We start from the raw sequence: 21,223 nt of genomic DNA, 5'->3' as shown, positions 1-21,223 counted from the left end.
ATCCGCTTGTGCTTTGAGGTGCTATTGCTCAGCGCCTGCTTTGCTGCCCGCTCGTTTGCCCCATTGTCTTGAATACACTCTAAGGTAAGGCATCATGCTGCTTCGTAAACTCAATCTCGCGCCGCGTTCGGCGCTGTGTTTTGGCTTGTTCTGTCTCATGATTATCGCGATCGGATTGATCGCCTTGCAGCAAGTCGACTTGCTCAATAAGGCGGAGACCTATGTCGAGACGACCATCGTGCCGAGTATCAAGCTACTCGGACAACTGGATCGTGAACTCATCGAAATCAAGGGCAATAACGCCCGCCTGCGCAACCCTATCGAAACACCTGAGCGTAAGGCTCAGGCCTTGATGGACATTCAACAGTCGCGTCAGCTCATCAAAAAACATCAGCGCGCACTCATTGATCTGCTGGCAACTGACGCCGGGCGTGAGGCCTTCGAGGCGTTCGCCAAAGCACAACAAGTCAATGATCAGGCGCAGGACCAATACCTTGAAACCGTGGCGAACGGGCAGCTTGAAGCGGCCATTGCGCTGTCAAAGAATCAGATGCGTGCCGCCTCGGACGGCGTGCAGGTCGCGCTCAAGAAGCTGATTGCTCTCAATGAGATCGAAGCTTATGAAGCGGGCAAGCAGGCCGACAATGTCTACGAACACACGCTGTGGATCGTCAGTGTGTTCATTATCATTGCCATCGGTGCTTCCTTGGCCCTGGCGGTGTTGTACACGCGCAGCCTGACGGTGCCGATTGCAGGCTCACTAAGGGTAGCGGAGTGCATCGCCGCCAACGATTTGAGCGAAACCATCGCGCTGGATGGTTCCGATGAGGCAGCGCAGATGCTGTCGTCGTTGGCCGCGATGCAAGCCAGTTTGCGTGATGCGCTGATCATGATCCGTGACTCGTCCACGCAGTTGGCCGAAACCTCGGAAGTCATGCACGGCGTCACCGAAGATATTTCGCGTATCACTCAGCGTCAGAGTCATGAAATCGAAATGGCCGCCACCGCCGTGACTGAAATGAGTGCGGCGGTGGAGCAGGTCGCGGACAACGCCGCATCGACCTCGCAACTGACGTCGGAATCAAGCGCCGCAGCCATTGCCGGTAAAGCCCAGGTCAGCGAAACGGTCGCGGCAATCAATCTGATGGTTTCCAGCGTGCATGGCACCTCGGCAGAAGTGCAGGCGCTTTCTACGATGGCGAGCGATATCAGCAGCGTGCTGGACGTGATCCGAGAAGTCGCCGAACAAACCAATCTGCTCGCGTTGAACGCGGCCATCGAGGCGGCGCGGGCGGGGGAGGCGGGCCGCGGCTTTGCCGTGGTTGCAGATGAGGTGAGAGGGCTGGCGCAGCGTACGCAGAAATCGACCGAGGACATCGAGTCCATGGTCAGCTCCATTCAGTCGGGCACCAGCAGGGCAGTTACGTCCATGAGCCACACCCGCTCTCAAGCTGAAAGAACACTCGAGATGGCCAATATCGCCGGCGAAGTGCTGACTGACATCACTGGGTCTCTGAATCTTATCAATGAACGAAACCTGCTGATGGCGACCGCTGCCGAAGAGCAGGCTCAGGTTGCGCGCGAAGTGGATCGCAGCCTGATCAGCATTCGCGACCTGTCTTGCGAAACTGCAGAAGGCTCGAAACAGACCGCCGTTGCGTCGGCGGAGCTTTCGCAATTAGCGGCATCGCTGAATAAGTTGACCAAGGAATTCAAGCTGTAAAGAGTGAGCAGGAAGCCCTGATCACCAGGGCTTTGTTTGATCCGCGGTCAATCCTGTTGTGCAGCGGCCGCTACCTCATTTCTGTGTTGGCTGCTCGGTTTGTGCCGTCAGTTGTTCAATGCAGGTGGCGAGTTGTTTTTCATAGCTTTCAAGCACCGCTTCGGCTTCAGCTTCGCGCTCATCACGCAAGCGAAAGAAGTCATCGCGACTGAGCTGGTCCGCTACGAGGCGGATATTTTGCTCGATGATCGCGCACAGTGAATCTTCATCCTCTAACGCGGCGCTGGTTTGCGCCGCGCGTTGAGTGTTTTCGAGCTCCGTCTTTGCCGTCTCGGCGGCCTTCGCCTGTTCCTTCGCGGTAAGCAGGTCAGTCTCCAGTGCCTGCTTTTGTTCTGCCAGACGCTTGAGTTCTGCGCTCATTGACTGGATGGCATCGGCTCGCTGTGTGAGCTGGATCTCCTGCTTTTGCACCACGGCCTTCAGTGGAAACAGATTGTTGAGCTCATAACCGGCGGCGACAGTCATGGCGATCAGCGCCAGTGCCAGAATCGTCAGGCAATAGATGGCGGCGTTGCTCTGGGGTTTTGGGCTATTGAGGGTATCGAGGGCTCTCACGGAATCGTTTCTCCTTTCAAGAGTGGACAGTGTAATGACCGAATTCCGTTGCGCCTTTAAGACGAGTCTTAAATTGTCTGTTGGTTATCTGCGCTGGTAAAGGATGGTGTTCAATAACGTGTCCTTTTATAGGTTTTTCCGATTTGGCTAGTTAGCTATAAATCTATGAGAATTGTCTGTTTGTTGAATAAATAAACTTTTTGCGCAAGTGCTGTTTATTTATTATCTTCTCGTTCCGATTGTGGTGATTTTGCAGCCGATTAAATATTCGCGCCATCGTCAATCATTCAGTTGTTTGCATGCAATGCAGAGTCAGAGAGAGTGCTATGAAGTTATCCCGTATATCAATTGTCGGACTCTTGTATATGCTGTCGTCAAATACAATGGCGGCGGTATGCGAATTTTATCCCGACAATTCCATGGGCGACCTCCGAGTTGTCCTTCCGACCACGATCTCGGTGCCGCGGGACACGCCGAACGGCACGGTTATCTATGAAAGCCCAATCGTGACCCTGGGAGCCATTCCCAGTTCGTTCAGGTGCTCTGCGGTACACAATGAAGGTGTTCGCAATTCTGTGGGCGTCACCCAATCAGGCGCGCAGATTTTTCCTGTTGGAAATACCGGGATCGGCTGGCAATGGATTCGACCGCCATCGGGCAAAGCATGGAAAGGCTTTCCGGGAGACACCGACGTTGCTGGCGGTTGGGGGTGGAATGGCACTCAGCACATCTTGCGTCTTGTAAAAACGGGTGAGATTTCCGGTAGTGCGACGATACCCTCAGGCCAATTGGGGAAATTTGTCGCTGCTGAAATCGAGCCTCTGGCATTGAATACAAGTGGCACGCGGGTGGTCTCACAGTCTTGCGAAACACCCGATGTAAAAGTTGATATGGGTAGCTATAACTTGAGCGATTTCCCGAAGAACGGTGCCTATGCCAAGGAGCAATACTTTTTTCTCAGTATGAAAAACTGTCCTACCGGAATAAACAACTTCCGCTACTCCTTTTCGCCCACTGCGGGCAGCCCTCTGTGGGACGCTAATACTGGCATGGTAAATCTGAACAGTAGTTCCACTGCCAAAGGTTTGGCATTGCAGATGCGCTTCAGAGACGGGAAGCCACTCAAGCTGAATCAGAACTACATAATGAAAGCGCCTACATCGGAAGGCGGGAATGCATCTGTAGACTTGCAAGCGCGCTTCGTGCGCATTGAGCCCGCAAATTCACAAATGAGAGCGGGCAATGCCAATGCGGAAATTGCCTTTGTCGTTGAGTATCTATGAGGAGGCCAACAGCTTCTTCACCTCAGCCACAATCACCGCAATGTCGAAAGGCTTGGGCAGCACCACGTCAAACAGATCCGAGCGCTGCATGCCGATGTGCGCCTGCGCTCCACTCATGAGAATGATCGGCAGGTGTTTGACGGAAGGCTGAGCACGCACGGCTTCGGCGAATTCGAGGCCGTCCATGACCGGCATCATGAAGTCCGTGATGATCAGTGCTGGCCGTTCTCTCTCCAGCACTTCGAGGGCTTTCTTGCCATTGCTGGCCGTCACCGTCATGTAGCCTTCATCCTCCAGCGCAAAGCCAAGAATGTCAGCAATCAGATACTCGTCGTCGACTACCAGGATGGTGGTCATGTTATTTCAACCCGCTCGAAGACTTACGATATTGAACCAGGCAATGACTCAGATGAGACGGAAGGTTCATTTCTCAAAGCCTTTTCCAGGAACACATCTTGATCACGGATGACTACCTCGAACCGCGAAGGGTTATAGGAGCTATCACGTATCTTGAGAATGGAAAGCGTCCTGCGAAGTTCAGCGTGATTTTCAAAGAAACGCATGAGAATCAGGTTGTCGGCAATACTGGACAGGTCGGAATTCGGTGCGCTGACCTCGGAGCCAAACAGATCGCGCATTTCCCACGAGGCGAAGACCGTGACGCCTCGGGATCGCAGCTCGTTCATCAGTGCACTGAAAAAGTCGGTGATGCGTTCCGGTGTGGTTGAAACCCGAGTCATGCCGCTGAGGCTGTCGATGAACAGGCGCTTGATACCTTTTTCATCGACCAGGCTCAGCAGGCGCGCACCGAGGGCGTCGAGCAAGCCCTCGGTGGTCGGCTGCCAGGCAATGCTCAGTGCACCGCTGTGTTCCATTTGTTCAATGTTGATGCCCAGCGAACGGCCTTTGAGTCGCAGCCGTTGCGGACTCTCATAGAAACCGAAATGCAGGCCCGGCGCTTCGGCCGTCGACTGCGCGAGAAACTTCAGCCCCAGCGTGGTTTTGCCGATCCCGGAAGGCCCCATGACGAGCGTGACGCTGGAGCTGTGCAAGCCGCCACCGAGGATGTCATCCAGCGAAGCGATGCCGCTGGGTATGCGTGTCATGTCTGCGCTGTCGGGGGCGGAAGGGCGTTTGTACAGACTTTCCAGGCGCGGATAGACCACCAGGCCTTTTTCGGTGATTTCACACTCGTGAACACCGGTCAACGCGCCGCTGCCGCGGGTCTTGCGCAGGTGAATGCGGCGCACCGATCGCGTGCCGAACAGCTCTTCGCCCATTTCGATGACGCCGTCGACCATCGTGTGTTCCGGGCTGCCGTCGTCCAGGCGCGAGCTGGTGAGAAACAGCACGGTGCAACCGGCGAATGCCGCATGGCCTTGCAGTTCGGAGATGAATTTTTTCGTGTCGATCGGTGAGTCGGCCTTGGAGCGCGCGTTGAGCAAACCGTCGACGACCATGACCGTCGCTTTCTGCCGGCTGATTTCGCGCCGCAGCAGTTTCACCACTTCATCGAGGCCTTCGTTTTCCAGCGTATCGAAAGCGCTGACAAACTGTATTTCAGCGCCCACTCGGGATGCGTCGAAAAAACTCATGGTCGATAGAAACTGAAACAGCCGGTCGTGGGACTCGGCCAGCAACGTGGCGACCAGAACGCGACCGCCATTGCGGGCATGATTGAAGCCGAGCTGATTGGCGAGGATGGTCTTGCCGGAACCGGGGCGGCCCTGAACGATGTACGAAGCACCCGCGACCAGGCCACCCTGAAGCAGCGCGTCGAGCCCTTCGATTCCGCTTTGAAGGCGTTTTAGCTTTTCCACTATGCGACCCTGATCTGAAAAAACAGGCTTGTTAAGCCGGATGGATGAAATGCTAACGCCATTTCCATTTTGGAGCCATGGCGGTGGAGGCAAAGTAGCGTTGGAAAGTGGCGCTTGGCGAATGGCGGCACGCAATCCGGGAATAAGGACAACCCGCGCGCAAGAAGATTCGATTGCCAAATCCCGCGAAAGACAAAGGCGGAACAGGCAGGGCTTTGCCTGACCTGAGATAACGCAGGCGATGGGATTCGGACTCATGGCGACGGCCAGCGAATTCCCACGCGCCTGCCGCCGCCGCGGGCGAGTAAAAATTCAGATCCACTGTCGCCTGGATGGACACCCATTGCCTTGAGAGTCCTGGAAAGTCATGTGCGTCGGTACTACTGCGCAATAGGTATGTGCGAGGAGGGGGGACGATGAGTAAGGGTAGCAAGGGGTCAAAACGATTGAGGCGGGGTCCTGCCATCCAACGTTCATAAAAACTTAACGAGATTGCTGCAGAGTTAGGGAGCCCCTATAAGGAGTTTCCTTGATGAAACGATTGATCAAGTCTGCTGCGTTCGTTGTGACTGCATCTCTGTTGGCTACCTCAATGTCCTTCGCGGCGGAAAACGTCCGGCTGACAGGCTCCGGAGCCAGTTTTCCGGCACCGATCTACCTCACCTGGTTCAAGGATTTCAGCAAAAAGTCGGCGGGTGTCACTGTGGATTATCAATCCAAGGGCAGCGGTGCGGGTGTACAGGACTTTTTGAATAAAACCGTTGATTTCGCCGCCAGTGACTCTGCGATGAAAGACGAAGACATTGCCAAGGTGGGCGAGGGCGTGCAGTTGCTGCCGATGACGGCGGGTGAAATCGTGCTGGCTTATAACCTGCCGGGCAATCCTAAAGGGCTCAAATTGCCACGCGACGTCTACTCCAACATCTTCCTGGGCAAGATCACGCGCTGGAACGACCCGCAGATCGCCGCAGCCAACCCCGAGTTGAAACTGGCCGATACACCGATCACGGTTGTTGTGCGAGCGGACTCCAGCGGTACCACTGCGGTGTTCACCAAGCACCTGGCGGCCATCAATCCGGAGTTCAAGCAGGCGCTGGGAGAGGGCAACACCGTCAACTGGCCGGCCAGCGACAAATTCATCAAGTCGCCCAAGAATGACGGTGTGACAGCCACCGTACGCCAGACGCCGGGTGCCATCGGTTACATCGAATACGGCTTTGCCAAACTTGCCAAGGTTGACTTCGCGCAGTTGCAGAACAAGGCCGGTCAGTACGTGGTACCGAACGCGGAAAGCGGCGCCGAGGCACTCGCTGCGGTAAAAATGCCCGAGAGCCTGGTGGCCTGGCTGCCAGATCCGGACGGCGCCAAGTCTTACCCGATCACTTCCTACACCTGGATGATCTTTCGCAAGGACAACGGTAACCCGGCCAAGGCCAAAGCCATGCGCGAGATGGTCGAGTACAGCTTGACCGAAGGGCAGAAAATCGCCGACTCGATGGGTTATATACCTTTGCCACAGTCAGTCGTCGATCAGGTTCGCAAAGCGTCTGCCAACATCCAGTAAGCGCTCGTGAGGCCTCTCTCGGCGCCTGCTTTCAGCGCCGGGAGAGTTTCCCTTCATTCCGGAATTAGCCAATGAACACACCTTTTGTCGTACCGGTTAATCCGGCTTCTGCGTGCCAACCACCGTCCGCAAAGGACTTTCTGGTCGACCGCGTCTTCCGTGCGCTAGCGCAAATAGGCGTGGTGCTGATTCTGGCGCTGGTCTTTGCGCTGATATTCGAAGTAGGGCGCAAGGCCATTCCCGGCATTGAGAAGCACGGCCTGGATGTGCTTTTGGGGTCCGTCTGGGATGTCAATCAGGGCAAATACGGCATTCTGCCGGCCATTTGGGGGACGCTCTACAGTGCTTTCATTGCGCTGCTGATCGCCGGTTTTTTCGGTGTCAGCATGGCGATTTTTCTAACCCAGGATTTCCTGCCCGCCAAGCTCGCTGCCGTCTTCCGCACCATCGTCGAGTTGCTGGCAGCCATCCCCAGCGTCGTTTATGGTCTCTGGGGGATCTACGTGGTGATTCCGGCAATTCGGCCGCTGGCGGAGTGGCTGAACAGCGAACTCAGCTGGATACCTTTTTTTGGCACGTCGTTGAGCGGACCTGGACTGCTGCCGGCGGCGCTGGTGCTGGCAATCATGATTCTGCCGACCATTGCTGCCGTGTCGCAGGACGCCCTCACCGGCGTACCGATGAAAACCAAGCAGGCTGCCTACGGCATGGGCACCACCCACTGGGAAGCCATTCTCAAGGTGATGGTGCCATCTGCCGCCACCGGCATCTTTGGTTCCCTCGTCTTGGGGCTGGGCCGCGCGTTAGGTGAAACCATGGCGCTGGCCATGCTGGTAGGCAACGCAAACAACATCTCCCTTTCTCTCTTTGCCCCGGCCAATACGCTGGCGGCCTTGCTGGCGTTGAATTTCCCCGAGGCAGGGCCGAATGAGATTGAAGTGTTGATGTACGCCGCATTGGTCCTGATGTTCATCACGCTACTGGTGAACATCATCGGTTCCATGATCATGGTCTATGCCCAGCGTGGTACTAAATAATGACTGACATCACGTCCTCTAAGGCTGCATTTCCTAGCCTGCAGCGCAAGTTTGAAGGTCGCGCGCTGCGCAGCCTGGTGTTGACCATGCTGGTCTGGGGCGGTGCGCTATTGGCCAGCGTGCCATTGATCTCCGTGCTCTACATGCTGATCACTCGCGGCGGGGCACGTCTGAATCTGGAGGTCTTCACCGAACTTCCGCCCACCGGTTTCGAGACGGGTGGTGGCTTCGGCAACGCGATGGCCGGCACTTTCGTCATGGTCGGCATCGCCGCCGCCATTGCGGTACCAGTCGGCATCATGGCGGCCATCTTTCTGGCGGAACTGGGCCCTGACAGCAAGCTGGCAAACGCCGCGCGCTTTGCCGCCAAGATGCTCACGGGGCTGCCCTCCATTCTGGCCGGGGTATTCGCCTACGCGCTGGTCGTGATGACCACTGGTACTTACTCGGCGCCGGCCGGTGGCGTGGCACTGGCCGTGCTGATGTTGCCGATCGTCGTGCTGACCGCTGAAGAGTCGATGCGGATGGTGCCCAAGATCATGAAAGATGCCGCCTACGGCATGGGCTGCACCCGTTCACAGGTCATCTGGAAAATCGTCTTGCCGACCGGCATGCCGGCGATCCTCACCGGGGTCATGCTGGCCGTGGCTCGCGCTGCGGGCGAAACCGCACCTTTGTTGTTCACGGCGTTGTTCAGCAACTACTGGATCTACCACGATGGCAGCCTGGCGGTCATGAATCCGACGGCCTCGCTCGCCGTGCTGATTTACAACTTTTCCGGCATGCCCTTCGACAACCAACTCGAACTGGCATGGGCGGCCTCGCTGGTGCTGGTGATGATCGTACTGGTCGTCAATATTGTCAGCCGTATTTTCGGCAAGCCCAAGTACTGAGAACGGAGCATCTGAATCTTGAACGCATCAAATCTGCAAGTCGCGGCTCCGTTTGTCACTCAGGCGCCAGTGGTCATGGACTGCAAGCTGGACAAGATTTTCTACGGTAACTTCCTGGCCGTGCGTGACAGCCATGTTCCGATCGAAAAAAACAAGATCACCGGTTTCATCGGTCCATCGGGTTGCGGCAAGAGCACCGTGCTGCGCAGCCTCAACCGGATGAACGATCTGGTGAAGGGATTTCGCTTTGAAGGGCACGTGCATTTCCTCGGACAAGACGTTTATGGAAAGGGCGTTGATCCAGTGGTCGTGCGTCGTTATATCGGCATGGTGTTTCAGCAGCCGAATCCGTTCTCGATGAGCATTTTCGACAACGTTGCATTCGGCCTGCGCCTCAATCGCTACAAGGGCGATCTGGGCGACCGCGTGAAACATGCCTTGCAGGGTGCCGCGCTGTGGGATGAGGTCAAGGACAAGCTCAAGGTCAGCGGCCTGTCCCTCTCCGGTGGCCAGCAGCAACGGCTTTGCATCGCCCGTGCCATTGCGACCGAACCGGAAGTGCTGTTGCTGGACGAGCCGTGCTCGGCACTCGACCCGATCGCGACCCGGCGGGTCGAGGAGTTGATGATCGAGTTGAAGAAGGACTACACCATCGCCCTGGTGACTCACAATATGCAGCAGGCCATCCGCGTCGCTGACACGACCGCTTTTTTCTCGGTTGATATTTCCCAGGGGACGCGCACCGGCTATCTGGTCGAGATGGGGCCGACAACCCAGATATTCGATAAGCCGCGTGAACAAATGACCGAAGACTACATCAGCGGCAAGTTCAGCTAAGCAGCAATTATCCAGTCAAGACGGCAAGCGGCCATGGACAAGGGTGCGGTACTGGCATCCGGCCGTTTGACCCTTTTATCTACCGTTCTCAGGATTGCCAATGTCTGCAACGCGTCGTCTTGATTTGCCCGCGATTGAACGGGTATTGCGAGAGGTTCAGGGCCGTTTCTCCGAACTCAGCAGGCACTTTACCGAGCCTCGCGATCCCTTCACTGACGAAGTGCTGCACAATGTGCTTGAAGGCTATGCGCTGATTGATGACTATGTCGCTCGTGGTGTCGACCTGTTCGACCTTCAGCAACTGAACCTGATGCTGGAGATCAACGCTACCGTCCTCTGTGGCCGGGACCCGGTTCGCCGGCTGGAGTACGCTCAACACCTGGCGGCGACCGAAGAGCACTTCTTCAACAACGTTGAGGGGGGATAAAGGACCTGTTCAACTGGTATTGCGCGTATCGCAGCGAGTCAGTCTGGAAGCGAGCGGCTGGTGTTTATGTTCGAATCCTCAGCAAACCGCAGTTGTTTATCGAGGGTAATAACCGCAGTGGCTCACTCATCGTCAGCTATTTGCTCATGCGCGCGGGATTACCTCCATTCGTGCTGACGCTGGAAAATGCCGGGGGTTACTTCAATCCGTCCTCGGTCATCCGCAACTCCGCCAAGCATGGGGTAAAGGCGTTGTATGAATTGCCCAAAATCAAGAAAAAGTATGCGGCCTTCCTTGAAGGTCAGGCGCCTGAGTCGATGAATTTTTTACTCAAAGACAAGACCTCGCCCGTCTTGCAAGGGGGAGATTGATGAGCGGGCAACCCATTTCCGCCAGGTACCAGGCTTCCGTCAGCCGCGTTTGGCAAGCCATGCTCGGTGCTATCCCCATGAGCGTATTCGCTCGCCAGCGCATACGGGTTTCGTTCGATATCGATGACACGCTGGCCTGCCAGCTGCATCACTGTGCCGTCGAGCAGAGCTGGTTGCCGGCCTGCTTGCATCGTTGGCTCGGCGAGCCACTGCGATGCGGCACGCGCTCATTGACCCGCGAGTTGCGGCGTCAGGGCTGCAGTATCTGGGTTTACACGTCGTCCGGTCGGACCCCGGCCTATATCAGGCGCTGGCTGTTGTTGTATGGCATCCGCGTCGACGGGGTGGTCAACAGTGTGGTGCATAACCAGGCATTGGTGACAAACGGGTTGGCAAACGGTCCGTCGAAATTCCCCCCGGCCTTCGATATCGACTTGCATGTCGATGACTCCGAAGGGGTGCGCTCGGAAGGCCATGATCACGGTTTTCGCGTTGTTGTCGTGCACCCGGAGGATGAGCATTGGGCGCAGCGGGTTCTGGATGCCGTCGCCGACGTACAGGCACTGCTCGCCCGGCAACAACAGGGCAGGAGCAGGAATCCGGCGCAACAATGTCCGGAAGCCGTGTCCTGATTTTCAGTGCAGACAAAAACGCCGCTCAATGAGCGGCGTTTTTTGTAGCGGGCAGTGACGCGTCGCGGGTTATTGCGAGCCTCAGGCTACGCCGTTCCAGGGACGATCTCCGTTTTCATCCTTGATGCGGGTCGGCAGTCCCATGACGTCCAGCGCCTTGAGGAACGGCTCAGCCGGCAGTTCCTCGACGTTGGCCATGCGCTGCACATCCCACTCGCCACGGGCGACCAGCAGGGCAGCGGCAACAGGCGGTACGCCGGCGGTGTAGGAAATGCCCTGGCTGTCGGTTTCGGCAAAGGCTTCCTCGTGGTCGGCCACGTTGTAGATGAACACTTCGCGCGACTGGCCATCCTTGGTGCCCTTGACCAGGTCACCGATGCAGGTCTTGCCGGTGTAGCCGGGCGCCAGCGAACTCGGATCAGGCAGCACGGCCTTGACCACTTTCAGCGGCACGACTTCCAGGCCTTCGGCGGTCTTGACCGGTTGTTCGGACAGCAGGCCGAGGTTCCTGAGGACCGTGAACACGTTGATGTAGTGCTCGCCGAAACTCATCCAGAAACGTACGTTGGGTACGCCCAGATTCTTCGACAGCGAGTGCACTTCATCGTGACCGGTCAGGTACAGGTTCTGCGAGCCCACGACCGGCAGGTCGTCGGTGCGTTTGACTTCGAACATGGTGTTACTGGTCCACTGGCTGTTCTGCCAGCTCCACACCTGCCCGGTGAATTCACGGAAATTGATTTCCGGATCGAAATTGGTGGCGAAATATTTGCCGTGGGAACCGGCATTGACGTCAAGAATGTCGATCGAATCAATGCGGTCGAAATACTGTTGTTGTGCCAGTGCTGCATAGGCGTTGACCACACCCGGGTCGAAGCCCACGCCGAGAATGGCGGTGATGTTCTTCTCTTGGCACTCGGCGAGGTGCTTCCACTCATAGTTGCCATACCAGGGCGGGGTTTCGCAGATCTTGCCCGGCTCTTCGTGAATGGCGGTGTCGAGATAAGCGACGCCGGTATCGATGCAGGCACGCAACACCGACATGTTGAGGAACGCGGAGCCGACGTTGATGACGATCTGGGATCCGGTTTCACGGATCAGCGCCTTGGTCGCCTCGACATCCAGGGCATTGAGCGAGAAGGCTTTGATATCGGCGGGTTGTTTGAGGCTACCCTTGGCCTTGACGCTGTCGATGATGGCCTGGCATTTGGAGATGTTGCGCGACGCGATAGCGATACGACCGAGTTCATCGTTATGCTGCGCGCACTTGTGGGCCACCACCTTAGCGACACCTCCTGCACCAATGATAAGAACGTTCTTTTTCAATTGCTTTTTCTCTCCTTTGTCTGTCCGTTTCAAGAAAGGCTGGACAGGTAGTCTTCGTAACCGAATTGGCGAACCACTTCGACGGTACCATCGAGTTGTTTCACCACGATGGATGGCATTTTCAGGCCGTTGAACCAGTTCTTCTTGACCATGGTGTAGCCGGCGGTATCGATGAATGACAGTCGATCGCCAATGGCCAGCGGACGGTCAAACTGGAACTCGCCGAAGATGTCTCCGGCCAGGCACGATTTGCCGCACACCATGTAGGTGTGTTCACCCTCGCTCGGCGCCAGCTTGGCGTTCAGGCGATAGATCAACAGGTCGAGCAAATGGGCTTCAATGGAGCTGTCCACGACGGCCAGGTGCTTGCCGTTGTAGAGGGTGTCGAGCACGGTGACTTCCAGCGAAGCGCTGTTAGTGATCGCCGCTTCGCCAGGCTCCAGATAGACCTGCACGCCGTACTTTTGCGAGAACGCCTTGAGACGAGCGCAGAACGCATCCAGCGCATAGCCTTCACCGGTGAAGTGAATGCCGCCGCCGAGGCTGACCCAGCTGACTTTGTGCAGCAGCTCACCGAAGCGTTCTTCGATGGTGCAGAGCATTTGGTCGAACAGGCCGAAGTCGCCGTTCTCACAGTTATTGTGGAACATGAAACCGGAGATCTGGCTGATAACGCCTTCGATCTTCACCGGGTCCCATTCGCCTAGACGGCTGAACGGACGCGCCGGGTCGGCCAACAGATAATCGGAGCTGCTGACTTGCGGGTTAACGCGCAGGCCACGGACTTTGCCCTCAGAGCGCTCGGCAAAACGTTGCAGCTGGCTGATGGAGTTGAAGATGATCTTGTCGCAATTGTCGAGCATCTCCTCGATCTCATCGTCAGCCCAGGCCACGCTGTAGGCGTGGGTTTCGCCTTCGAACTTCTGACGACCGAGCTTGAGCTCGTACAGCGACGACGACGTGGTGCCGTCCATGTATTGCTGCATCAAGTCGAACACCGACCAGGTCGCGAAGCACTTGAGCGCGAGCAGGGCTTTGGCCCCGGACTGTTCGCGCACATAAGCGATCTTCTGCATGTTGGTCAGCAGTTTCTGTTTGTCGATGAGGTAGTACGGTGTCTTGATCATTTCGAGGCCTCCGGCAAGGCCAGCCAAAAAAGGATGCGCATTGTGCCCGGACTGACCACATATCGAAAGAGCAGAGCGTACGACTGGTTCAGCAAATCCCCCGAAAGGTTGAACGCTCGGGACGTCCGGCCGGGATACAACGTCTGCTTCAAGCAATCAGCAATCCCGAGAACCCCCGGTAACTGCTCAGTCATAAATCGCCGTCAGTATGGCAGTACCATCCCGTCCCCGAGGTCTTCACCATGCCCTCAGCTCAAGATCAGTTGATACACCGCATTCAGCGCGAGCTGCTCGACCACAGTGACGAGGAGCTGGAGTTGGAGTTGTCCGAAGACGGGCATGACCTGAACACACTGTTCGATGACCACGTTCCGGATGGTATCGAGAAGGACGACCGACGGCTTTATTTCAGCGAGTTGTTTCGCCTGCAGGGTGAACTGGTGAAGTTGCAAAGCTGGGTGGTCAAGACCGGACACAAGGTAGTGATCTTGTTTGAAGGGCGCGATGCCGCTGGCAAGGGAGGGGTAATCAAGCGCATAACCCAGCGGCTCAACCCCCGGGTATGCCGAGTCGCTGCCTTGCCCGCGCCCAACGACCGCGAACGAACCCAATGGTACTTCCAGCGATATGTCTCGCACCTGCCGGCAGCAGGTGAGATCGTGCTATTTGACCGCAGTTGGTACAACCGCGCCGGTGTTGAAAAGGTTATGGGATTTTGCAACGACTATCAGTACGAAGAGTTTTTCCGGACCGTGCCAGAGTTTGAACGGATGCTCGCCCGTTCCGGCATTCAGTTGATCAAATACTGGTTTTCCATTTCCGACCAAGAACAACACCTGCGCTTCCTTAGTCGCATTCACGACCCACTCAAGCAGTGGAAACTCAGCCCGATGGATCTGGAGTCACGTCGGCGTTGGGAGGCCTATACCAAGGCCAAGGAAATCATGCTCGAACGCACCCACATTGCCGAAGCACCCTGGTGGGTGGTGCAAGCCGACGACAAGAAAAAAGCCCGACTTAACTGCATCAATCATCTACTCGGCCAAATGCCTTACGAAGAAGTCGAGTTACCGCAGATCGAACTGCCGCAGCGCGTGCGCGAGGAGGACTACTCTCGCAGTCCTACGCCACCGGAACTCATGGTGCCTCAAGTCTATTAAACGGCCGAACCGGGCGACCCGACGACGGGTTGCCGGGTATCTAAATGACCTCATCCAGCGCCTGCTCAAGCAGGCTGACCGTACGCTCGATATTCTGCAGCTTCTCGAGTCCGAACAGGCCGAGGCGGAAGGTCTGGAAGTCGGCCGGCTCATCGCATTGCAGCGGCACGCCGGCAGCGATCTGCAGGCCGTGCTGGGCAAATTTCTTGCCGTTCTTGATATCGGCATCATCGGTGTAGCTCACCACGACGCCGGGGGCCTGAAAGCCTTCTGCGGCGACGCTTTTGATGCCTTTGCCGGTCAACAGCGCACGCACCCGATCACCCAGCGCCTGTTGTTCATCGCGAACCTTGTCGAACCCATACGCTTGCGTCTCTTTCATCACGTCATTGAACCGCGCGAGGGAATCGCTGGGCATCGTTGCGTGATAGGCATGTCCGCCCTGTTCGTAGGCTTGCATGATTTGCAGCCACTTTTTCAGGTCGCAGGCGAAGCTGCTGCTTTGCGTGTGTTCGATGCGCGCAAGCGCCGCAGCACTGAACATAACCAGGGCGCAGCAAGGGGAGGCGCTCCAGCCTTTCTGCGGAGCGCTGATCAGCAGGTCGACTGAGCATTTGTGCATATCCACCCAAATCGTGCCCGAGGCGATGCAGTCCAGCACGAACAGGCCACCCACTGCATGCACGGCGTCGCCGACCGCTCGCAGGTAGTCGTCGGGCAGGAGGATCCCGGATGAGGTTTCAACGTGGGGTGCGAAGACCACCTGCGGTTTCTGCGCCGCGATGGCGGCCAGTACTTCGTCCAGCGGCGGCGGGGCGTAGGCGGCCTGGCGACCCGGCTCTACCGGCCGTGCCTTGAGCACCGTGGTCGCCGCCGGGATATTGCCCATCTCAAGGATCTGGCTCCAGCGATAACTGAACCAGCCGTTGCGGATCACCAGGCACTGCTGGCCGGTGGCGAACTGCCGCGCCACCGCTTCCATGCCGAATGTGCCGCTGCCCGGAACCACTGCAACCGCCTCGGCGTGGTAGACCTGTTTCAGGGTCTTGGAAATGTTCTTCATCACGCCTTGGAAGGACTGCGACATGTGGTTGAGCGAGCGGTCAGTGTAGACAACCGAGTACTCGACCAGCCCCTCAGGATCGATACTGGGATATAGCTTTGACATGGGCGTGCTCCTTCGGCAGAGAGGTAAACATCATTGGCAAGCAAGTGTAGGCAAAGGGCAGGGCAAGGGCACTGGCAATTCACGTTGGCCAAGTGGAGCCCTCTGGTTTAGTTTTGCATTCCAGGGTTTTTCTGACTTGAACTCACCGTACTGACGGATCGCACGCCCCCCATGCTTACAAACCTGTGGTATGTCGTTCTCCCATCGTCACAGTTGACTGATGGACTGATGCCGGTTCGATTGCTCGGACAACCTTTTGTGGCGTTCCGCGATGACGCAGGCGTCGCGCATGTGCTGTCGGATATCTGCGTGCATCGCGGCGGCTCACTGTCGGCCGGCAGCAAGGTCGGCAACAGCGTGCAGTGTCCCTATCACGGCTGGCGGTTTGGCGCTGATGGTGTGTGCACGCAGATACCCGCGCAGCCCGACCTGCGGATTCCCGCCAAGGCCCGCGTCGATGCGTACCCGACGCTGGAGCGATACGGTTGGATCTGGGCGTTTTTAGGTGATCTGCCAGAATCTGAGCGTCCAGCCTTGCCCACGCTCGACTGGATCGACGATCCCGCCATCCGTGTGGTCTCGGGTCACTTTGACTGGCAGGTCAGTTGGGACCGGATTATCGAAAACGGTCTGGACTTCGCCCACGCACCGTTTGTCCACGGTTCAACCTTTGGCGATCCGGATCATCCCGAGATTGAATCATTCGAGGTCGACAGCGATGCGTGGAGCGGCAGCGCCCGAATGCTCATGCGCAGGCCGGCACGCAAAGGGCTGCTGCGGCGCAAATCCTCCACCGATTTTGTCAGCGTGGTGACTGTTCCGGGTTTTCATTTGTCCGGTCCTTGTACAACGCTTGAGCTTGAGTTGCCCAACGGCTGGCGGATCTACATCGTCTCGGCGCATGTGCCGATTGACGCCAATCGCACGCGCACCTGGTGGATGATGGGCAGAACCTTCCTGCGTTCCCGACTGCTGGATCGCAGGTTCATTGCGAGCAATATCCGTATCTTCGAACAAGATCACGCGGTGCTGAAAAACGTTCGGCCCGAACGTGTGCCGGACTCTTTTCAGCAGGAGGTTTCGTTGAAGTCCGACGCGCTGCAGATTGCCTTTCGCAAAGACGTGCAGGCGCTGGAGCAGCGCGGCTGGCGCATCGATGAAGAGCGTCTTGCGCGAACGTTCACCGGACGCAAGGCTTGTGCGATACCCAGCCCCGAACGTCGTCAGATTCGCGCTTGGGCGATTGAGCCGATTCCGCTCGTGGATATCACCCACGAATCTGAATAGCGGTGCGAGCCAGTCTGCGCTTGGCACAGACTGGCGCAACCCTCAGCGCGTCTCACATTGTGGCGAAGGTTCGCCGCTCAGTGCATCAACCATCGGCGGATGCTCCTGCACTGCCTGACGCAGATCTTCGGTCACCCGCAACTCCGCGCCTGTCGGCGAGAAGGTTGCTGCCGCTGCAAACGGCGCGGGATTGGCCGGAACCGGGCGTTTGCCACGGCGCCACAGGAAGAAGGTGACCATGCACAGATTGACCAGCGCAAACACCCAGAACAGCCCATTGGCCCCGAACGAGTTCATCACCGGCGAGATCATCATCGGGCTGATTGCCGAGCCCAGCGAGTTGATCAGCAGCAGTCCCTGAATCATCGGCACCAAGGCTTCGGCAGGCGCACGGTCGGCGGCGTGGCTGACGGCAACCGGGTACAGCGCAAACACGCCGCCACCGAGCAGAAACAACATCACCGCGAGCAGCGTCGAGGACAATGGCACCAGGACGATCACCAGCGACAACACGGTGCACGCCACTGTCAGAATCGTCAGCACCTGCAAACGATCCTTGCGATCAGACCAACGTCCGACCGGGTATTGCAGGAGCATCGCGCCGAGAATCGTCCAGGCCATCATGCTGCCGACTTCACCGACATTCAGACCGCTGCGTTGCAGATACAGCGGCAGCAAGGTGTAAATCGCCGCGATGGTCACACCCGAGCCGAAACAGCCGACCAGCCCGGTCGGCGTCACGCCCAACAGTTGTCGAGGCTTGAGCGGCTCGACCTGATCGAGCAGCGGCGACACGCGTGGCAGGATCACGATCGGCAGCACCGACAACGAGGCGAGCATGCCGGCCACCATAAACGGTGCGCTGTCGCTCAACCCGGTGATTTTGCCCAGCGTTGCCTGACCCAGCACACCGGCGCCGTACAAGACGATCATGTACAGCGCGAGCAAGCGCCCACGAATCTTCGCGTCGCCCGCCAGCAGCAGCCAGCTTTCGATCACCAGAAACACGCCGACCGTGGCCCAGCCGTTGATCAGGCGCAGGGCGAACCAGCCCCAGGTGTCATAGAACAAGCCCTGCAGCAGGATGGTCACGGCGATCAGCGAGGCGAAACTGCCGTAGGCGCGGATATGGCCGATGCGCAGAATCAAACGGTCATTGAATACGGCGCCCAGGGTCAGGCCGATGAAGTAGGCTGAGGAAACGATGCCGATCATCGTGGTCGACGCACCGGCAGCGTCCAGTCGAAGGGTGGTCAGCGACGACATGAAACCGTTGCCCAGCGCAACAATGAATAGCCCGAGCAGGGGCGCCAGCGCCATGGCCAGCAAACGCGGAGACATAAAAACCTCTAGAGGACGAACAGCGCAACGTGCGCCGCTGCGCATGCGATTGCCAAGCCGAAGTGTGTTGTGGTGCAGGCAGACACCGAAGGGGCTGCAAGAGAGCGCGGGATTCTAAGGCTTGTGCAGGATTTGCCAATAGCTGTTTGCTGCGACGTTGGGACGCAGGTGTTGCCACCTATGTTTGTCCTGAGTGGCCGGAGAAAAAACAGCTTTTTGCCATCATCCAAGTGCTAAATTGCTGCTTTAACCTCAGCCTTGACCACTGATTTACGATAAGTCAGCAAAACGATGCCCGTGACCACAATCACTCCGCCGAGAATCTGTCCGTTGCTGAGCATTTGGTCCAGCACAATCCAGCCCATCAGCAGCGTTGCCAATGGCTCGATGTTCATCACCGGCGCATTGCGCGGCATGTCGAGTCGCGGCACGGAAATGAACAAGACGATAAAACCTGTGCCGTACAGCACTACCAAAGTGGCGAGGGCCAGCCATCCGGTCGAGGTGGCGGGCAGGTTCAATCCGCCGGGAAGGGCGCCCGTCAGCCCTGCGAGGTTGACGCTGCTGAACACGATGAAAATGGTCAGCAGACTGCGCACCGAGCCACGTACCTGAGACAGTTTGTGGTCGGTGATCCACAGCGCGCAGGCGAACACGCTGGCGGCGCAGAACGCGAGCGCGACGCCCGTCAGCCATTGCGCACTGACGTCTGTCGTGGTCGAGAGCCGCCCGGGGACATCCAGTACAAACACCAGACCCAACAGAATCAAGCCCATCAACGTCGCGGTGCGGGCGCTCGGTCGCGGGCCACCCAGCGCCCAGGTGAGCAATGCCAGCAGAATAGGGAATACGTTTGCCACCAACAGGGCCAGCGCCACCGGCACCCGTGCGACAGCGGAATACAGACACAGACTCTGCGCAGTGATCAGCAACCCCAGCAGCAGTTGCCAGCGCCATGCGCCCGCCGGCAAACGCGGGCTTTGTCTTTGCCACAGCACCAGGATGGCGAGCACCAGCAAGGTCCCGCCGGAACGCATCAAAATCGCCAGCAACACACCCGCACCATCATCAAAGGCGACTCGTGCCGCCACATGATTGCCGGCAAACGCACAGCCCATGCACAACAGAATGATCACAGCCAGATAGCGGGGGAAGGGCGGCGGTACGATTTGCGCAGTGGTAGGGCGAGGCATGGCAGATCTCAGGATTGTTAGCCGTTCGAACGACTTGGTTTTTATTAGGTTGTCGTACAACTAACCCGTTTTATCGCATTCGGCGACGTCGGGCAATAGACCTGAAAGCGCTCAGCTGCGCATATGTTCGGTGTTAAGGTGGATTTTTATGGATTTGATTAAGCGAGGAGATCGTATGACTGGGTAGAGCAGGGGCGCATCGGCCCCTGCTTCCAGCGATTACCCATTCATGAAATGCGGGTGGTCAGCTTCTGCTCAGGCATGAAATGGATAATCGATGTAGCCACGCTGATCCCCGCCGAAAAAGCTGCCAGGGTCTGGCACGTTGAGTGTCAGACCATCGTGCAGTCGACGCGGCAAGTCCGGGTTGGCCAGGAACGGGCGGCCAAACGCGATGATGTCGGCACGGTCGGCAATCAGCGCCTGCTCGGCAGATTGTGCATCGTAGCCGCCGGCCAGGATCAGCACGCCGTTCCAGGTCTTGCGCAACTGGGCAATGATCGCGTCCCAGCGTGGGTCGAAATTTTCATCTTTGACTGTGCCGACCATCGCTGGCTCGACCAGGTGCAGGTAGGCCAGATTCCAATGGTTGAGCGCTTCGACGAGGTGGCCGAAGGTGGCCTCCGGGGTGTCATCGCCCATGCCCATGAAGCGCCCCATCGGCGTCAGGCGTACGCCGACCCGTTCGGCACCGACTTCTTCAGCGACGGCCGCGACCACTTCCAGCAGAAACCGCGCGCGATTCTCCACGCTGCCGCCATAGGCATCGTCACGCTGGTTGCTGTTGCTGTTAAGAAACTGGTCGAGCAGGTAACCGTTGCCAGCATGAATCTCTACACCGTCCATGCCCGCCTGCAATGCGTTGCGCGCGGCCACGCGGTAGTCCTCGACGATGCCGGCGATTTCCGCGGTTTCCAGCGCGCGTGGCACCGGCACATCTCCCCAGACGCCGTTACCGTTTTCGTCGACGATAAACGTCTTGCCAGGCACCGGCAGCGCGCTGGGCGCAACCGGCAGGCCAGCATCGGGTTGAAAGCTGGGGTGGGACACCCGGCCGACGTGCCACAGTTGCATGAAGATCAGCCCGCCGGCCTCATGCACCGCCGCGCTGACGTCACGCCACGCGCGGACCTGCTCGGAGCTGTAGATGCCCGGCGTCCAGGCGTAACCCTGAGCCTGCCGGGAAATTTGCGTGGCCTCGGTGATGATCAGTGCGGCACTGGCCCGTTGGCGGTAGTACTCGGCGTTCATCGGCGTCGGTACATCGCCCGGTTGGCCGGCGCGTGAGCGCGTCAACGGTGCCATGGCCACGCGATGGGCGAGGGTGTAAGGACCGAGTGCGAGGGGTTGGAACAGACGACGGGTCATGGGTAGCTCCAGATTTCAATAAAAGGAATTCAAGCGCGGCAGTGGGGCCGC

17 protein-coding genes and 2 pseudogenes are annotated in these 21,223 nt (G+C 57.9%); 10 read left to right on the top strand and 9 right to left on the bottom strand.

Annotated elements, in window-relative coordinates:
• Positions 1-94: 94 nt before the first annotated feature.
• Entirely contained in the window at positions 95-1,723 is a 1,629-nt protein-coding gene (locus AB4O01_RS05585; RefSeq protein WP_460090934.1) for a methyl-accepting chemotaxis protein, read from the top strand.
• Between the two features lie 75 nt (positions 1,724-1,798).
• Here AB4O01_RS05585 and AB4O01_RS05580 read toward each other — a convergent pair whose 3' ends face one another.
• Positions 1,799-2,338, bottom strand: a complete 540-nt coding sequence (locus AB4O01_RS05580; RefSeq protein ID WP_093431579.1) for a hypothetical protein — start codon at positions 2,336-2,338, stop codon at positions 1,799-1,801.
• 299 nt (positions 2,339-2,637) lie between these two features.
• On the opposite strand from AB4O01_RS05580, the pseudogene AB4O01_RS05575 reads away from it, so the two are divergent.
• Positions 2,638-3,555: pseudogene (locus tag AB4O01_RS05575) on the top strand (fimbrial protein); the annotation flags it as partial.
• A gap of 60 nt (positions 3,556-3,615) precedes the next feature.
• On the opposite strand, the gene AB4O01_RS05570 reads toward AB4O01_RS05575, so the two are convergent.
• On the bottom strand, positions 3,616-3,978 hold the full coding sequence (locus AB4O01_RS05570) for a response regulator (RefSeq protein ID WP_116256133.1): 363 nt from the start codon (positions 3,976-3,978) through the stop codon (positions 3,616-3,618).
• 23 nt (positions 3,979-4,001) lie between these two features.
• Positions 4,002-5,441: an ATPase domain-containing protein gene (locus AB4O01_RS05565; protein WP_186622267.1), complete on the bottom strand. Its 1,440-nt coding sequence runs from the start codon at positions 5,439-5,441 to the stop codon at positions 4,002-4,004.
• A gap of 532 nt (positions 5,442-5,973) precedes the next feature.
• On the opposite strand from AB4O01_RS05565, the gene pstS reads away from it, so the two are divergent.
• The 6 genes and pseudogenes from pstS to AB4O01_RS05535 all read left to right on the top strand — a co-directional run bounded on the left by pstS (position 5,974) and on the right by AB4O01_RS05535 (position 11,202).
• Positions 5,974-7,005: a phosphate ABC transporter substrate-binding protein PstS gene (gene pstS, locus AB4O01_RS05560; protein WP_093431591.1), complete on the top strand. Its 1,032-nt coding sequence runs from the start codon at positions 5,974-5,976 to the stop codon at positions 7,003-7,005.
• Positions 7,006-7,076: 71 nt separating this feature from the next.
• Positions 7,077-8,042 (top strand): phosphate ABC transporter permease subunit PstC, encoded by a 966-nt coding sequence (gene pstC, locus AB4O01_RS05555; protein WP_093431594.1) that lies wholly within the window; start codon positions 7,077-7,079, stop codon positions 8,040-8,042.
• Positions 8,042-8,935 carry a phosphate ABC transporter permease PstA gene (gene pstA, locus AB4O01_RS05550; protein WP_460090931.1) on the top strand — a complete coding sequence of 298 codons (894 nt, stop codon included), beginning with the start codon at positions 8,042-8,044 and terminating at the stop codon, positions 8,933-8,935. Before pstC ends, pstA begins: the two co-directional genes overlap by 1 nt.
• A 75-nt stretch (positions 8,936-9,010) precedes the next feature.
• Positions 9,011-9,772: a phosphate ABC transporter ATP-binding protein PstB gene (gene pstB / locus AB4O01_RS05545; RefSeq protein ID WP_217827632.1), complete on the top strand. Its 762-nt coding sequence runs from the start codon at positions 9,011-9,013 to the stop codon at positions 9,770-9,772.
• Positions 9,773-9,872: 100 nt separating this feature from the next.
• Positions 9,873-10,570: pseudogene (locus tag AB4O01_RS05540) on the top strand (hypothetical protein).
• A 59-nt stretch (positions 10,571-10,629) separates the two neighbouring features.
• The gene (locus tag AB4O01_RS05535; RefSeq protein ID WP_320337182.1) at positions 10,630-11,202 is read left to right on the top strand and encodes a hypothetical protein; all 573 of its coding nucleotides are present in this window, start codon (positions 10,630-10,632) and stop codon (positions 11,200-11,202) included.
• An 81-nt stretch (positions 11,203-11,283) separates the two neighbouring features.
• Here AB4O01_RS05535 and AB4O01_RS05530 read toward each other — a convergent pair whose 3' ends face one another.
• On the bottom strand, positions 11,284-12,528 hold the full coding sequence (locus AB4O01_RS05530) for a saccharopine dehydrogenase family protein (protein ID WP_093431607.1): 1,245 nt from the start codon (positions 12,526-12,528) through the stop codon (positions 11,284-11,286).
• A gap of 29 nt (positions 12,529-12,557) precedes the next feature.
• A complete protein-coding gene (locus tag AB4O01_RS05525) occupies positions 12,558-13,655 on the bottom strand; it encodes a carboxynorspermidine decarboxylase (RefSeq protein ID WP_099759153.1) in 1,098 nt (365 codons plus the stop codon).
• Positions 13,656-13,897: 242 nt separating this feature from the next.
• Between AB4O01_RS05525 and ppk2 the strand changes: the two genes are divergently transcribed.
• The gene (ppk2, locus tag AB4O01_RS05520) at positions 13,898-14,815 is read left to right on the top strand and encodes a polyphosphate kinase 2 (protein ID WP_460090929.1); all 918 of its coding nucleotides are present in this window, start codon (positions 13,898-13,900) and stop codon (positions 14,813-14,815) included.
• A 40-nt stretch (positions 14,816-14,855) separates the two neighbouring features.
• Here the strand turns inward: ppk2 and AB4O01_RS05515 are convergent, their stop codons facing one another.
• Entirely contained in the window at positions 14,856-15,983 is a 1,128-nt protein-coding gene (locus AB4O01_RS05515; RefSeq protein WP_460090928.1) for an alanine--glyoxylate aminotransferase family protein, read from the bottom strand.
• Between the two features lie 228 nt (positions 15,984-16,211).
• Here AB4O01_RS05515 and AB4O01_RS05510 point away from each other — a divergent pair, with 228 nt between their 5' ends.
• Positions 16,212-17,270: an aromatic ring-hydroxylating dioxygenase subunit alpha gene (locus AB4O01_RS05510; RefSeq protein WP_460090927.1), complete on the top strand. Its 1,059-nt coding sequence runs from the start codon at positions 16,212-16,214 to the stop codon at positions 17,268-17,270.
• A gap of 42 nt (positions 17,271-17,312) precedes the next feature.
• On the opposite strand, the gene AB4O01_RS05505 is transcribed toward AB4O01_RS05510, so the two are convergent.
• From AB4O01_RS05505 to AB4O01_RS05495, 3 genes are all read right to left on the bottom strand, one after another.
• Complete coding sequence (locus tag AB4O01_RS05505; protein WP_093431622.1) at positions 17,313-18,611, bottom strand: MFS transporter; 1,299 nt, start codon at positions 18,609-18,611, stop codon at positions 17,313-17,315.
• Between the two features lie 233 nt (positions 18,612-18,844).
• Complete coding sequence (locus AB4O01_RS05500; RefSeq protein WP_460090926.1) at positions 18,845-19,804, bottom strand: EamA family transporter; 960 nt, start codon at positions 19,802-19,804, stop codon at positions 18,845-18,847.
• 255 nt (positions 19,805-20,059) lie between these two features.
• Positions 20,060-21,172: an alkene reductase gene (locus AB4O01_RS05495; protein ID WP_427120145.1), complete on the bottom strand. Its 1,113-nt coding sequence runs from the start codon at positions 21,170-21,172 to the stop codon at positions 20,060-20,062.
• Between the last annotated feature and the right edge of the window lie 51 nt (positions 21,173-21,223).

The sequence above is a fragment of the Pseudomonas sp. S2_E02 genome, from assembly GCF_054668355.1.
This window is presented reverse-complemented; position numbering and strand designations above follow the sequence as displayed.

Coding starts and splice junctions, on each gene's coding strand:
- AB4O01_RS05585 (WP_460090934.1), top strand. CDS start 95: ATGCTGCTTCGTAAACTCAATCTCGCGCCGCGTTCGGCGCTGTGTTTT.
- AB4O01_RS05570 (WP_116256133.1), bottom strand. CDS start 3,978: ATGACCACCATCCTGGTAGTCGACGACGAGTATCTGATTGCTGACATT.
- pstS (WP_093431591.1), top strand. CDS start 5,974: ATGAAACGATTGATCAAGTCTGCTGCGTTCGTTGTGACTGCATCTCTG.
- pstC (WP_093431594.1), top strand. CDS start 7,077: ATGAACACACCTTTTGTCGTACCGGTTAATCCGGCTTCTGCGTGCCAA.
- pstA (WP_460090931.1), top strand. CDS start 8,042: ATGACTGACATCACGTCCTCTAAGGCTGCATTTCCTAGCCTGCAGCGC.
- pstB (WP_217827632.1), top strand. CDS start 9,011: ATGGACTGCAAGCTGGACAAGATTTTCTACGGTAACTTCCTGGCCGTG.
- AB4O01_RS05535 (WP_320337182.1), top strand. CDS start 10,630: ATGCTCGGTGCTATCCCCATGAGCGTATTCGCTCGCCAGCGCATACGG.
- AB4O01_RS05525 (WP_099759153.1), bottom strand. CDS start 13,655: ATGATCAAGACACCGTACTACCTCATCGACAAACAGAAACTGCTGACC.
- ppk2 (WP_460090929.1), top strand. CDS start 13,898: ATGCCCTCAGCTCAAGATCAGTTGATACACCGCATTCAGCGCGAGCTG.
- AB4O01_RS05515 (WP_460090928.1), bottom strand. CDS start 15,983: ATGTCAAAGCTATATCCCAGTATCGATCCTGAGGGGCTGGTCGAGTAC.
- AB4O01_RS05510 (WP_460090927.1), top strand. CDS start 16,212: ATGCCGGTTCGATTGCTCGGACAACCTTTTGTGGCGTTCCGCGATGAC.
- AB4O01_RS05505 (WP_093431622.1), bottom strand. CDS start 18,611: ATGTCTCCGCGTTTGCTGGCCATGGCGCTGGCGCCCCTGCTCGGGCTA.
- AB4O01_RS05500 (WP_460090926.1), bottom strand. CDS start 19,804: ATGCCTCGCCCTACCACTGCGCAAATCGTACCGCCGCCCTTCCCCCGC.
- AB4O01_RS05495 (WP_427120145.1), bottom strand. CDS start 21,172: ATGACCCGTCGTCTGTTCCAACCCCTCGCACTCGGTCCTTACACCCTC.